The following is a 13,429-nucleotide window of genomic DNA, read 5'->3' as shown; positions in this document are numbered from 1 at the left end:
CTACCCTGCACTCCTTTCTAAATAAAACGGATAGACCAAATTAAACACGTTATTGGTTGCCCGGACTTGATAATCGATACCGATCAATAATTCTTCCCCTTCTGAAGTTGACCGAGGGACAACTTGCACATCCAAAACATCAATACGTGGTTCCCAAAACAGCAAATCCTCACGCACCATTTGGGAAATTTGTCCCGCCGTTGCTGCTGTTTGCATTTCAAATACCAGATCGTAAATACCACTGCCAAATTCAGGGCGCATTACCCGTTCTCCTTTAGCAGTACCGAGAATTAGCCATATCGATTGACGTATACTAGCTTCATAGGCAGCTGTTTCTATGACACCGTTGTTATCTGCTTTGACGGGAAAGCCTACACCTACGCCTAAAAATGTTCTTGCCATCACTACCTACTGTGTAATTAAAAACTATGAAATATTAGTTATGTCCATAAGATCTTGATTGTTCTCTCTGTGTTCTCTGCGTCTGGAGCGGTTGAAAAAATTTCTTTAACCACAGAGGCACAGAGAACACAGAGGAAAGACGTTAAGAGAAATTTCTCGACAGAGTTACTGTTAACCCATGAATACTGTGCTGACGGCAATTACCTGCCCGATGGGTAAATCTACGGGGTCGTTGCAGGTTTCGGCTACATCGCCATTACGGGCTGCCATCTTGCCATTGATTCGGACTGTGGGACTACCTAAGCGAATTGTGCCGCGATTGGGTGGTGGTGATTGGAAGCTGGTTCCGGGTGGAGTGGGGATGTGGGGGGGAGTGTTATCGGCTGTACTGCCGACGGTGGCGGCTGGTAGTCTCATGATGTTGACATTGTGGCTGAGATTGTTATTGATAATGCCTATAAAGGGATGGGGTAAGAGTTGAGTTTGGGGCGGCACTGTTGGTATGATTACAAAATGGTTATCAGTGGCTGTAATGCGATCGCCTTTTTTGGCTGCTGGTTGTCCCATAATCTAGAAATTTAGTTTAAGTTAATAACTTGACCTTTAATATTCATCACGCCCCTAGCTTCAATATCGGCTTGGCTATTGGTGCTGACTTTGAGGGTATTTAAGGCATCTAATTCTATTGATTTTGCTTCTAGTTTGAGTGTGCCATTCCGGGCGGAGAGGGTCAGGTCTTGGGCTGAGTTAATGGTGATAGTGTTGTTTTGTGTATCAAAAACTAATCTGTTCTTGCCGCTTTTATCAATAATTTCGATTCGTTCGGCTTTGTTTGTATCATCTAGACGGATGAGATGACCACTGCGGGATTTAATTAAACGAATGTTATTTTTACCATCATTATTATTGGTAGGAGGGCGACCCTGACCATTCCAAAGCGCCCCAATTATGTAGGGAAACCGGACATCACCATGTTCAAAAATGACTAACACTTCGTCATGAACTTCTGGTAAAAAATAAATTCCGCGACCATCTCCCGCCATTGGGGTAGCAAGTCTTGCCCAATAGCCTTCATCTCTATCGTTTAGCCAGGGAAAGGTGACTTTAATCCGCCCTAAGTTATCAGGGTCTTGATTATTGGTGACAGTACTAATCACTACACCGTAAATACGACTGGTCATTGCCAATTGGGTTGATTCATCGACCAAAATATCCAAGAAGTTCATGAGGCATTTCTCCGTACACAAAAATGAGTGTAGTAACCCTCGTAGCTATAGCGATGGCTGACAGAAGTAACGTAGTATCTTCCACTAAAGCGATCGCCAATATCTGTAATTTCAATGACACGACCAGCACGTAAATCGGTGCAACCTAAACACACACCTTCACCTGCGATCAAGTTCAAAGTTGTGCGGTTAAGCTGGGCTACCGCTAATTGATCGGCTTCTGCTTGGCTCATAATCGGATGGTTACTGATTTGAGCGATCGCATTTCCAAAGGCTTGTTGACTTAGTTGGGCACCATTCTGTCTTCCACCCATGCTAGTAACAGTGCTGCTATTCCCTGAAATTACAGCATTCTGCTGAAAATCCCAACCCCGTACCGTTACTTGATTGACCTGACCTACTGAGGAAAGGTAAGGACAAAACTCCAACAAATAATCATCCAAACTAAGTGAGAGGTCAGCATTTTTGCCATTTCCTACAGGTCGAAAGAAAAGAGTTTTATTCTCAACCACGACCTCATACTGAATTTGCTTGGCTCGCTGTTGTAAAAACTCCCAATCAGTTTGATTGGCTTGCAAGACATAAGGGTGTAGGACTGAACTATCTGTGACAGCAGATGATAAGCCGACTTCCTGAGCAATGCGAGATGCGATCGCACTATCTCGTCCATCGACGAACGATCTCGTTTTACGCCCTCGTTGCAACCGATGACGGCGATCGTAACCACGTACAATCAAGCTGAGTGGGTCAGAGACGGAAAACCGTGGTTCTAAGCCTGTAATTTCACCTATTATTACTGTTTCAATAATATCACCATAACCCAATTGAATTTTTACTTCAGCACCAATAACAAATAAGTTGTTATTGTTTAGCCAAAGATTTTCTGAGTCTTCAGCGCTGGTGAATTCCATCGCGAACATACTCGGTAATTCTGTGTCATCATCCACGATTATCCGAACAATATGGCTAAAGGCATCGAAGGACTGATTTGACAACGATTGACCATTAATAAAAATATCAAAGCTTGGTGTGATAGGCGCTCTCAAATTAGGAAAAACCATAACTAATCCTCCTACCGTAACGATGGGATGCTTAATGAAGTGCCAATCTTCAGATCGAGGGGATTATCTAAACCATTTGCCTCGGCAATCATCCGCCAATTTGTTGGGTCTTGATACACTTCTGCGGCAATACTGCTGAGTGTGTCTCCCAATCGTACTACACGGGTAGTCATTTCCGGATCGGTTTGACGCCGATCTGCTTCTGCATCCAGCAATTCCAAAAACACGACATTCAATTCTGCCCGTACAGGCTTGCCATCTCGCCGAAACAGGGTAAATTTCTGTGTCAAACTACTGACAACGCCCACAAAAGGAAAATCAGAATTAGGTCGTGCATTTCCCCAAGATACCTCGCAGGTTGGTGGACGGGGTGTTGGCTTAATCGGTTCAATGCGGGTGAGAGCAACAATTTTGTTAGTTTCTTCTCGTACATCTTGGAACCGACTTTCTGTGACATCGAAAAATAAATCTAAAGAAAGTTGCCGACTACCACCGCCACTAAATGATAAGGTTGGTGCATTCAAATAATTTTGAGATTTAATCGATTTGCCATTAGCATCTTGGGGCAGTGTCCAGTTCACCGACTTGGTAATTGCATAAGTGGTGGGATTAAATAGGACTTCAATACTGGGCAATCGGGAAGGCGATTTTGGTCGAATTTTGAGTTTTGCAAGTGTCATCTTCCAAACCCTCGACGTTCGCGTTCAATTCGTAACTGACGAAACAGGATGCGACTCACCTGTTCTGCTACCTGTGCCACATCTACCTCTGGAATAGAGGAATTTGGATGCTTGGAAGGCATAACTGGGACAACCATTTCAGTAGACAATGGTTGATGGGCGGTTACAGTGGGAACAACCTCGGAAATACTTTCACTTACTGAACCTGTATTTAGGGGTAAAGCAGCCGGGGGATTTTCCCTACCGCGATTGGTACGTGCATAATTAGCTTCAATTCCCTGGATGCTGACATAACCATTTTCCTGTGCAAAGTTCGCTGGTTGAGTATTCGCTCTAGCAGAATTGCCAAAAGGCGGAAAATCGATGTATCCCAAATCCACAACATCCTCATTGTTAGCTCGTTGAAGTCGTGGAGAACTGGATGGAAGTTCAGACACAACCGGTAGTTGACTTACTGAAGGTAGAGAGGTACTTGCAGGCGATCGCTGAATTAATTCAGCTGGTGATAATGGTAATGATGCCGTTGTTGCAGCTTTTATCTGAACCAATGGCGGTTGTTGTTTTAACGACATCTGAGATGGTTGTAATTCAGCGATCGCGGCAGTAGCTGAAGGGATTTTATTTGTTGTAAAAACTAGGGAATTTACTGGATTATAAGTATCTAACTTTGCCTGTATGCTGGTACTAGCATCCATTTGGCTAATCTTGGGAATTGCCTTACGACTTACCCGAAACTGACCTCCAGGTGTAGAAGTTACAGATGAAGTAGATTCAGCCGTAGATGGAGTAGAGTGGAAATCTGATTGAGACTTAAACCCCACTTGACGATCTTCCCATCTGCCTCCTTCTTTGAAGTGCCGTTCGTCGTGGACGTTGGCCTTCGCGTCGCGTCTTGTAGAGAAGCCATCAAAGGAAGCCTTTTCTGCGACTTCTTTGTGCCTCCTGCCTTCTTGCTTCATCGTTGCAATAGAACTAGCAACCGTGGACAATGTATTATCAGAGACTTCTGATGATGGTGGATTCGCTAACACCAGTTCTGACTCGGCAACTTCATTCGTATGAATACCGTAGCGACTTTGTAATTGCTGAACCAATGTTGAGCGCTGAACAATTGCCTGTGGTATCTTCATGGCACTGGGCTGGAATCTCAATGAATTAACTAAGCTTACAGGTTCAGTGCGACGGCGATCCAGTCTCTGTATGAGAGGACTTGATGATTCTGGTGTTACGGGAGATGAAAGAGTATCAGGCATAATCACAGCAACCTGCTTGCACGTCTAACAGTTCCAGACAACCTGGGTCGGCTTAAACCGCGATGTACTAGTTCCACACTCTCAAATGCCACCGCATTCGCATCAGCCCGTAGTTCTGGACCACTCCAGCGATAGGGAAAAGCATCTCGAAAATCCCACCAAATCACTGGCAAGCGTTGTTCATTCAACAGGTAGATAGTACCGTTGCGGCGTTTAACTTCACGATTGATGACAATATCTTGATGCCATGCCCACAATTCATCAATCTGACTCACTCCCCGCTTGAGGACTAGGGGTGGATATTTGGTAGCTCCGGCAAAATGATGGCGGTATTCATTAACACCTCCTTCGTGATACTCCATAAATTCAGTTTCCACTTGCAACCCACTGCATTCTGAGAAACCACCCGCCAGAATTCCGTCAATTTCGATAAAGAAATTAAAAGCTCGGTAGGGGTCAAGGATTTGGGCTGTAACATTGGTGGCAACACTAGTAGCAATATTTAGACCAGGTGGTGTATTTCCGAGAAAAGTCATTGACTTAAGCGCTCAAACGCTGGTTAATTTTGGCAATTTCTGCAACCCATTTCAGGCGTTCGGGATGTTCTAATTCCAAGATGCGATCGCCTGACCAGTGAAAATGATAAGCAATATATGCTACCTCCTCGTAGAGGCGATGGAGGGGGTAGCTTTTTACTCCCCCACGCTGCTCAACTCCACTTCAAAAGCTTGTTCGCAATGAGGACACTGAGTACGCACTCGGTTCTGTCCTGTTTGATTGACACGACCATAGAGGTCTTGTAAATACGCCAGATCGGCAGCATACAAACTTTCAATCACTTTGGGATTAATGTATTCTAAAGTACCTAGTTTTGTAACCACACGGGAAAGCAAGATTAACAGTAAGTAGGCTTGGTTACTACGAACCCGTGCATCTTTAAAAGGAGCAATTTCATCTAGAGCCGTGGCTAAACGCATTACTCCTTCTTTATGGAGGTTCCCTTCAGCATCAATATATCCCAAAGGTAGCGTAAACGGAAATTCAGTTTGAAGCATAGTACATCATTAACAATTTTTAAGCTCTCACGAGTTCCTCATGGCAGATTTCTAACTGCTCAACCGCAACTTCATTACTCGTCGCGTTAAAAGTTGGTCCCGTCCACTTAGAAGCCCAAGCCCGAAGAAGATTCCAGCGCATTTTTTCTGTACCAGATTCATCGACCAAAACAATTGATACATTACGTCGTTGCGTGCGTCCAGCAGCAGTTGACTGCTGCCATTGCCATAATTCCTGAGAATCCGTAATGCCACGCTTAAGCATAACTGGAGAAAATTTATTTAAACCTGTCAACTTACGAACATGGTTCGGGTCAGTACCCACCCGATATTCGACTGGATCAGTAGTAACATCTAAGCCGCTACATTCTTGGAAACCAGCTTCTGTGATACCGTCAATTTCGACACGAAAGTTAAAGCCACGATATGGGTCAGTCATAGGATTTTAGATTTTGGATTTTGGATTTTGGATTGAAGATTGTGAATTAAAGATTAGAAATTGGTATTAAGCTTTACACAACCCTAGTAAACCTAGCTCTTGTGGAACGGGCGTCCTCGCCCGTTTGATTGTGCATTTTTAATCAGCACAACAGCTTACAAACTACAATTCGGGTATAATTTCCGTAGTTCCAGCACGCTGAATAACTCGCACGACGATAAATTCTGCAGGTGTGGCTGGTGCTAGACCAATTTCTGTAATCACCTGTCCAAGTTCTCGGACTTCAGGCGGATTTGTTTCAGCATCGCATTTCACGTAAAATGCTTCTGCTGGAGTTTGTCCCTGCAATGCACCTTCTTGCCACAGTTGGGTCAAATAAGCGCTCAACTCGCGCTGAATGCGGTTCCACAATTGAGGAGCGTTGGGATCGAAGGTAGCACCAATTTGATTGCGCTCGATCGCACGTCCTACCGTCAAGAACAACCGCCGAACATTTATGTAACGCCAGTTGGTATCGCGGCTGAGGGTACGTGTACCCCATAGACGTATTCCCCGCCCTGGAAAACCCCGCAAACAATTGATACTTTGTCCATTTAATTCAGCGTTAGTGGGATTATCGATCGCCTTTTCTAGATCCAAGACATCACGAATAATCTCGTTAGCGGGTGCTTTAAAGACTCCCCGATCGCGATCGCTCCGAGCAAAAATTCCCGCAACATGACCGCTAGGAGGAATCAATCTACCTGAAGCATTTGTCAGCCAAGGATAATACAATGCACCATTCACAGGTTCCGGTTGACTAACCGTCAATTGTTGACGTTGAGCAATTATGGTTTCTGTGGAACGGTTTGGCAATGCATCGAGAATGGCAAAGCGATTGCCTTGTTCGGCACAATGTTGTAAAACCGTCTGCTGCACTCGTAGAATAGCGTTTTCATCCGTCAGTAACATGACATCTGGTACTGCTACCAAATCCAGATCGGTGAGAGGAGCTAAAGACGCGATCGCTTGTTGAAAAGCCGATTCTTGGAGAGACTCCACGCGCACCACATAACAACGAGTACCGCCATTCTCAAAAAACCCCCGAATAGCCGTTTGCAAATACCCCTCAGACTTAACACCTAAGACATTTGTCACTGTATTCGTAAAAGAGTCCTCAAACTCCCTTTGCCGATGTAACAAAATTGGAAAATTAGCAGGCGGTTTAGCAATATTATCCAGACGATTAAATATACCTATAAATCCTGGAATACCAGTCATTAAAGGAGCTTCTGGCTGTAAGAAAATTTCCTCTCGATACACACCAGGAGCGCGGTAAGCAGACATCATAAATTCTTCTTTGCGCCTTTGCGTGAGACAAAAACTTAACTTAACTTACAGGTGTAGTTTGACTGAGGCGGAAAATCACAAATTCAGCTGGTCTGACAACAGCGACACCAATTTCTGTGATAACTCGACCTAATTCTATATCCTCTTGTGTGTTGGTGGTTTCATCACACCGCACATAAAATGCTTCGTTAGGTGTCGCACCAAACAACGCCCCAGATCGCCAAACAGTCATGAGAAATGCAGTGACATTGCGAGTAATTTTTGCCCACAAGGCAGGATCGTTCGGCTCCATGACGGCAAACTGAGTCCCTTCGTCAATTGATTCGCGTAAGAAAAGCAGAAATCGCCGCACGTTGATATAGCGAAACTCGCCATTGCGATCGCCACCCACTGTCCGCGCTCCCCACACCCGAATATTACCATTGATATCCCGGATACAGTTAACACCTTGAGGATTAAGTCTATCCTGTTGACTGCGACTGAGATTGTATTTCAAACCCAGTGCGCCAAAAATTGGTTCGTTAGCTGGTGCTTTGTGAACGCCCCGCGTGCTGTCAACTCTGGCATAGATACCTGCAATGTGACCGCTAGGTGGAACATATTTGCGTCCATTTCCATTGGGCTGCCTAATACGGGTAACTGGATCGAACACCTCAATCCAGGGGAAGTAGAAAGCAGCATAGTCAGAGTTCTGAGGGAGAAGATTTGGGGTTATAGACGGATTGAATTGATTTAAGTCAGGGAAACTCTGCATATTCTCGCTTGTTGTTTTACCCTCTGCTTCCACAACCTCATGACTATCGAGAATGGCAAATCGGTCTTGAGTGGTTTGAGCGCAATGAGTGACAACTGCACTCCGCACGGCATCATTAAGAATCCCTGGTGCAGCGACAATGGCAATGTCATCTATCGGTTCAAATGTTTTTTCCAAGAAGTCTACAGTAATGTCACTGTCTGTAACCACCCGCACCACGTAACAGCTTGTGCCACCATTATTGAAAAAGCCATAAACAGCGTGTGCGAGGAGATTTTGACCTGTATTGTTAGAAAAATCACCAAAGAAACGCTTGAAGTCACTGAAGTTAGTACATAATTTGACTTCACCCACTTTGACTGTTACTGCAAAGGGAGTTGTTTCATCAGGCACATTCTGGGGGCTGATGGCTTGAGTCGGATCGTAGTTAGGATTAGGTCTGGGGATTTCAATTGTATCGGGAACTACCCCAATAAAACCGGCAGTACTGGTGCCTACGCCTGCGATCGCTTGGACGGCGGAGCGAACTTCCTCGACGTAAACACCAGGGGAACGATATTCCATATTTAGAACGATCTCCTGAGTTTGAGAATAAGTTATTAGTTATGGGTAATCGTGCATTGATTCCCAAAAAGTTTTTTGATTGAACTGTTTATGTTATAAGATTTTTCTAGATTTGGTGTCGATACAGAAAAGTTAAGTAGTTTTGACTAGCTGCTATGCTTAACTTTTCATCATGATATCGCTCCTGGAAACATCCAAGATAGACGAGCCAGAAAAGCAATTCAATTGCAAGTGGTCAGGAAACAAGGCATCTCAACAGCCCTGCTATTCGAGCGCATCCACCAGTTCAAAGCGCACCCTTTTCCCGATGACTCTGGCAGCACGTTCAATAGTATCCAGCGTTACGGCGGGATTGTCTGGGTCTAACAGACGGTCAAGGGACGATCTGCTTGTTTGCATTTGTTGCGCCATTTCTGTCTTGCTCAGATTTTTCTTAGTCATTTCCTGTTGGATCTGCCACGCAATTACCCGTTTGACAGCAATAATATTAATTTCGTTGAGCGTCCCTTCTTCCTCGAACAGGTCATCAAGAGAAGAACCGATATGAGGATTTTTCTTCATCCTATTGCCTCCACTTGCTGTTTTCGTTCTCTTGCTAAATCTAGGTCTTTCTTCGGTGTTTTCTGGGTTTTTTTAATGAACCCATGCAACAAAACCATGTTGCCCTCATGAATACAGAACAGCACGCGTGCTTTACGACCTTGGGGTAAATTAGTACGTACTTCGTACAACCCATCACCCATTAGACGACAGGTTGGCATCCCGATGGGAAAACCATATTCAACAGTTTTTATGTCTATACCAATCAAACGACGCTCGTCTGCATCTAGACCTTTCAACCAGTCACGAACTGGTTCGACACCATTTTCATTTTGGTAGAAGCTCGCAGGAACACGCTTTTCTGCCATCTCGATCAAAGGAAGCCCGAAAGTCGCACCACAACGATGTGTAGTATGTTACTGTAACATTACATACGTTTTAGTTACGGTCAAACTTGATATTACATCTCATTTGTACCTTTTTTGGTACGATAAGTCAATAGGAAAAATTACCAGAAGAAAGGCACGAGGCATACTGCGGGGGCGCAGAAGGAATATTGTAGTTTTTCATACAAAAGTAAGCCCTAATAGCTCTGCCAGATGGTAAGACAGCCCCCTACCTTAGTTATGGAGACAAATCAATGCTCCGCAACTTTATTAAATCCCACGCTTTCAAGCGTGGGGAACCTTATGCTCTAGTAGCAAGCGTATTTCTGCCTTCTTTACCGCTATTACTCCCCCAAATTATCCTTACTCTGCCGTTGAGAAATATCTGCCAAGATTTCATCCATTGTCAGGGAGTCAAGCCATTGATGACGCTCATCTAGAAAACGCGGGAGCGGGGAACATGAGCGTCTTTAGACCAAGGAGGAACCGCGACTCGTCCAGTTTTAACTGGAGTGAAATTTTCTTGGGAACTTGTTGCATATCTAGACAAACATTAGAGAATCGCTTAACGAAAAACCACGCTCTAAAACTGAACGACGCAGGACGAATAACTGGGCATTTTACCAGTTGCGGTTGTTTACGGAATACAAAGCAACCATTGCTGGAGTCCCCGTTGTTTTGGTTCCTCCTGCGTATACATCTCAAACTTGTTCGCGGTGTCACCACGTACATCCGGTCAAAGGTAAGTCGTATCGTTCTGGCAAGTCGTATCGTTGTGGGCATTGTGGTATGACGTGCGATGCTGATTTGAATGCTGCTGCCAATATTGCAGTTTTGGGGTTGTCCGTAAGTCAGCCCGAAAGTCCGGGGATGAGTTGTTTGTTGGAAGGTCAGCTTTGTCTGTTTCCGACAAATACTTTGAACTGGACTAAAGCCCCGTCACGAAGCGTGCGGGGTTGCTTACTAGTGTAATTTCCACTGCCTGAGTCAAATTGACGAATAAACCGGATAGCATCGGCATATCCCAAAGCATCTACCAACGCCTTAAATCCTTTTCTGTATAATTCAATTGGGGTCATTTTCTTCTCCTTACTGATAAGCCATGGCGATCGCTATGACTTATCCTGCAATTTTCTGCTCAATGGCTTGCATCCCTTGTTCCTGATTTTTATTCCCTTGGGCAACATCTTCTAAAATTTCAACAAATTCATCAACTAAATAACAAATCATTCGTATTGTACCTAAAATTGCTTCTCCATCTAGTTCCTGATTGGGACAAGGAACGATGAGCCGATAGTAAATAATACCATCCTGCCAATTGAATCCAAAACCAGGTAGAGGGAGCCTGTCGTTGAGATAAACAATGACTGACACCAAATTTAATATAGCTGTCTCCCTCACCTCCAAGGGCAGTAACAGAAACAATTGTAGGAGTGGTGGATCGTCAACTCCTGGTAGCAATAGCATTTCTAGCTTCCAGGTTTGATACTTGTGTTCTGTACCCAAAGCAACAAACAGTTGTTCGTTAGGAAATTCATTACTAGCTGGAAGCAGTTGGGTTACAAAACCGTTTTGTTGGAGAATTGGTAGTAGTTGAGATATTTCTGGATTTGTCACAAATTAGTACCTTCCTTTTTTGAAAATTTGATGACGTTCCTCAAAAGTAGATGCAATTTTATTCTTTGTAGGCTATTCTGGTAACTCTGGAAGGGACGATTTTAGTTTGCGGGAGAACCTCAATGCATTCGGGACTTTGAGTTTCAAAGTTTCTTCTCTTCGTTTAAGGATTGAAATCAGATCTTCTTGTGCCATCTCTCCTGTTTGATATTTACTAATTTCTTCTTTAGTTACCTGGGGCAAATTTTTTAATATTTCCTGCATATCTGAATCTTGATGATTTTTCATCAGTAAATAGGCAATGTCTTCTCGCTCTTTGTCCTTATTTTTTGTACTCTTTTCTTTGTTAAATATTTTTCCAAAGGTTTGTCCCAATTTGGTATCTTGATAATTTGCCGCGTAGTCTCGCCCCTTTTGCTTCAGCAATTGAGTGACTATGGCAGCTGGTTGTATTGCTGTTCCAAGAGCGCCAAGACCAATGCCTACACCTGCGCCAACACCAGTTCCACCTGCTACAAGAGTAGTTATACCTCCAGCCACTTGTAATGCTCCACCTGTGGCATACAAAGCCTGACGATTCCTTGCCTTTCTCTGAATATCAGCAGCATATTCTGCTGCTCGAATGATGTTTAGATCTTCTTCATCCCGCCCAAAAGACGGATCGAACCTATAAGCTAGTTTTCTCCGAGACGCAATATTCTCAAGTTCTTTTTTGCGTTTGTGTGAATTGTAAGCACCTGTTCCATAGCGAAATGCATTGACTGTACCATAAATTGCACCAGTTCCTGATGCAGCCGTTGCTAACCCAACCGCAGGTGAGAAATTTGATGCGATATTCAAGGCTCCACTTGCAGTATCTCCCAGAGCTTGAAGAGCGTATGCACTACCCTCCGCTTTGTTTCCTTGTTTGAAAGCATCATATGCTTGCTTCCCTTCTCGGATTCCGCTCAGAATGCCTGCTCCCGATCCTGCAAAAACACCTAATGTTGTGCTAGCTGTTTTTGCCGCACCTACTAATTCTCCAGAACTATCAGCTAGGTTCTGAAGAACACCTAACTTTGAACCTAAGATACTATTCGTTGTATCCGTCGCACTAGCGAAATAGTAAGTAGTCTCTAGTGCTTTTTCAAGATTTTCTTTTCTTTTGTTATTTTTTTCTTCTTTTGCTATGTGCCTCAGTCTTAAAAGCTCAATAAATAGATCTTCAGGAATGGGACCAGGCCCAGGCAACTCCTCATCATCCGAACGTTGGACAGATTGTATCTGCCCTTGCGTTTGCTGTACTACATGAGTTAACTCATGAGCAAGCAATTCTTGTCCTATTGAACTGCCAGGATTATATTTCCCTTGTCGGAAAAAAATATCTTGACCTGTGGTGAATGCTTTTGCTTGAACTGCTTGATTAAGTCCATCAGACTGTGCATCTGTGTGAACTTTCACGCCACTAAAATCTGCACCAAATGCCTGTTCCATCGGTTGCCGAATATTGTCTGGTAATGGCTGCCCTCTGCCTCTAGCTTGTTGAATTGAGGTTTCTAGATCGGGTGTAATAGTGCCTCCATCTACAGTTGCCGATCGCTGCAATAGAGCATTCACTCCTAACTCATTCTCTTCATCCAGCACACCTTCTCGTTGAATGGTGTCCGCAGGTTTCATTTGGAGTTTATTTTCTTGTGCCATCATGTCTCGTTGTACAGACGGCGTTTGAGTTGTACTTGTTAATTGCGATGTTTGGATTTGATTGACAACTTGTTTAGCGACGCGATCTGCCTCCTGTTCGTATTTATCCCCTACTGCACCGAGGGTTAATTTTGCTTGAATGGGAGTTTGGAGTTGTCGCGTTTGCTGCAGGACTCGATTGACATAGCGATTGCCATATTGTCGCTGTAATTGCAAGATAACTTGCTGCGAAGATTGGGGAGATGCTACAGCGCGATTTATTATTGCTGCGTGAGCATTTGGATTTGGAGTATTACTAATTGACGAAATCTGTGATGCAAGTGAAACTGGTTCTTGTGCAGTCAGTTCTTCTGCTTCTAGACTTTCTGGCTGCAAATCGGCTGTTTGCTGTGTGGTTTGAGATTTGGAAGAAGCGATCGCTTTTGGTGATTTGTGGGACATAG

At 44.1% G+C, this 13,429-nt stretch carries 18 protein-coding genes and 1 pseudogene; 2 read left to right on the top strand and 17 right to left on the bottom strand.

Annotated features, from left to right (window positions below; translation table 11 throughout):
- From WA1_RS00255 to WA1_RS00195, 14 genes and pseudogenes are all read right to left on the bottom strand, one after another.
- Positions 1-402 carry a GPW/gp25 family protein gene (locus WA1_RS00255; protein ID WP_017742240.1) on the bottom strand — a complete coding sequence of 134 codons (402 nt, stop codon included), beginning with the start codon at positions 400-402 and terminating at the stop codon, positions 1-3.
- A gap of 171 nt (positions 403-573) precedes the next feature.
- The gene (locus WA1_RS00250; RefSeq protein ID WP_017742241.1) at positions 574-969 is read right to left on the bottom strand and encodes a PAAR domain-containing protein; all 396 of its coding nucleotides are present in this window, start codon (positions 967-969) and stop codon (positions 574-576) included.
- An 11-nt stretch (positions 970-980) separates the two neighbouring features.
- Positions 981-1,628, bottom strand: coding sequence for a phage baseplate assembly protein V (locus WA1_RS00245; RefSeq protein ID WP_017742242.1), 648 nt, complete (start codon positions 1,626-1,628; stop codon positions 981-983).
- Positions 1,625-2,689, bottom strand: a complete 1,065-nt coding sequence (locus tag WA1_RS00240) for a phage late control D family protein (protein ID WP_017742243.1) — start codon at positions 2,687-2,689, stop codon at positions 1,625-1,627. The genes WA1_RS00245 and WA1_RS00240 overlap by 4 nt, the downstream gene beginning before the upstream one ends.
- Positions 2,690-2,700: 11 nt before the next feature.
- Positions 2,701-3,369, bottom strand: a complete 669-nt coding sequence (locus WA1_RS00235) for a CIS tube protein (protein ID WP_017742244.1) — start codon at positions 3,367-3,369, stop codon at positions 2,701-2,703.
- Positions 3,366-4,622: a hypothetical protein gene (locus tag WA1_RS00230; RefSeq protein WP_017742245.1), complete on the bottom strand. Its 1,257-nt coding sequence runs from the start codon at positions 4,620-4,622 to the stop codon at positions 3,366-3,368. The genes WA1_RS00235 and WA1_RS00230 overlap by 4 nt, the downstream gene beginning before the upstream one ends.
- Before the next feature lie 2 nt (positions 4,623-4,624).
- Positions 4,625-5,158, bottom strand: a complete 534-nt coding sequence (locus WA1_RS00225) for a phage tail protein (protein WP_017742246.1) — start codon at positions 5,156-5,158, stop codon at positions 4,625-4,627.
- A 4-nt stretch (positions 5,159-5,162) separates the two neighbouring features.
- Positions 5,163-5,288, bottom strand: a pseudogene (locus tag WA1_RS61245) (DUF6760 family protein); the annotation flags it as partial.
- Positions 5,289-5,314: 26 nt separating this feature from the next.
- Entirely contained in the window at positions 5,315-5,677 is a 363-nt protein-coding gene (locus WA1_RS00220) for a hypothetical protein (RefSeq protein ID WP_017742247.1), read from the bottom strand.
- A gap of 19 nt (positions 5,678-5,696) precedes the next feature.
- The gene (locus WA1_RS00215) at positions 5,697-6,116 is read right to left on the bottom strand and encodes a phage tail protein (RefSeq protein ID WP_017742248.1); all 420 of its coding nucleotides are present in this window, start codon (positions 6,114-6,116) and stop codon (positions 5,697-5,699) included.
- Positions 6,117-6,278: 162 nt separating this feature from the next.
- Positions 6,279-7,445, bottom strand: coding sequence for a phage tail sheath family protein (locus WA1_RS00210; RefSeq protein WP_033334836.1), 1,167 nt, complete (start codon positions 7,443-7,445; stop codon positions 6,279-6,281).
- 40 nt (positions 7,446-7,485) lie between these two features.
- Complete coding sequence (locus tag WA1_RS00205) at positions 7,486-8,763, bottom strand: phage tail sheath family protein (protein ID WP_017742250.1); 1,278 nt, start codon at positions 8,761-8,763, stop codon at positions 7,486-7,488.
- A 264-nt stretch (positions 8,764-9,027) separates the two neighbouring features.
- Positions 9,028-9,324 (bottom strand): helix-turn-helix domain-containing protein, encoded by a 297-nt coding sequence (locus WA1_RS00200; RefSeq protein WP_017742251.1) that lies wholly within the window; start codon positions 9,322-9,324, stop codon positions 9,028-9,030.
- The gene (locus WA1_RS00195) at positions 9,321-9,671 is read right to left on the bottom strand and encodes a type II toxin-antitoxin system RelE/ParE family toxin (RefSeq protein ID WP_017742252.1); all 351 of its coding nucleotides are present in this window, start codon (positions 9,669-9,671) and stop codon (positions 9,321-9,323) included. Before WA1_RS00195 ends, WA1_RS00200 begins: the two co-directional genes overlap by 4 nt.
- A gap of 272 nt (positions 9,672-9,943) precedes the next feature.
- Between WA1_RS00195 and WA1_RS54480 the strand changes: the two genes are divergently transcribed.
- Both WA1_RS54480 and WA1_RS52055 read left to right on the top strand, forming a co-directional pair.
- Positions 9,944-10,129, top strand: coding sequence for a hypothetical protein (locus WA1_RS54480; RefSeq protein ID WP_148662582.1), 186 nt, complete (start codon positions 9,944-9,946; stop codon positions 10,127-10,129).
- Positions 10,130-10,241: 112 nt separating this feature from the next.
- The gene (locus WA1_RS52055) at positions 10,242-10,661 is read left to right on the top strand and encodes a transposase (RefSeq protein WP_272819393.1); all 420 of its coding nucleotides are present in this window, start codon (positions 10,242-10,244) and stop codon (positions 10,659-10,661) included.
- On the opposite strand, the gene WA1_RS00190 is transcribed toward WA1_RS52055, so the two are convergent.
- The 3 genes from WA1_RS00190 to WA1_RS00180 all read right to left on the bottom strand — a co-directional run bounded on the left by WA1_RS00190 (position 10,580) and on the right by WA1_RS00180 (position 13,427).
- Positions 10,580-10,768 (bottom strand): hypothetical protein, encoded by a 189-nt coding sequence (locus WA1_RS00190; RefSeq protein ID WP_017742253.1) that lies wholly within the window; start codon positions 10,766-10,768, stop codon positions 10,580-10,582. The two genes, WA1_RS52055 and WA1_RS00190, sit on opposite strands and share 82 nt — an antisense overlap.
- A 40-nt stretch (positions 10,769-10,808) precedes the next feature.
- Positions 10,809-11,306, bottom strand: coding sequence for a type III secretion system chaperone family protein (locus tag WA1_RS00185; RefSeq protein ID WP_017742254.1), 498 nt, complete (start codon positions 11,304-11,306; stop codon positions 10,809-10,811).
- A gap of 72 nt (positions 11,307-11,378) precedes the next feature.
- Positions 11,379-13,427 carry an eCIS core domain-containing protein gene (locus WA1_RS00180; RefSeq protein WP_017742255.1) on the bottom strand — a complete coding sequence of 683 codons (2,049 nt, stop codon included), beginning with the start codon at positions 13,425-13,427 and terminating at the stop codon, positions 11,379-11,381.
- Between the last annotated feature and the right edge of the window lie 2 nt (positions 13,428-13,429).

The sequence above is a fragment of the Scytonema hofmannii PCC 7110 genome (genome assembly GCF_000346485.2).
Taxonomy (GTDB): domain Bacteria; phylum Cyanobacteriota; class Cyanobacteriia; order Cyanobacteriales; family Nostocaceae; genus Scytonema; species Scytonema hofmannii.
This window is presented reverse-complemented; position numbering and strand designations above follow the sequence as displayed.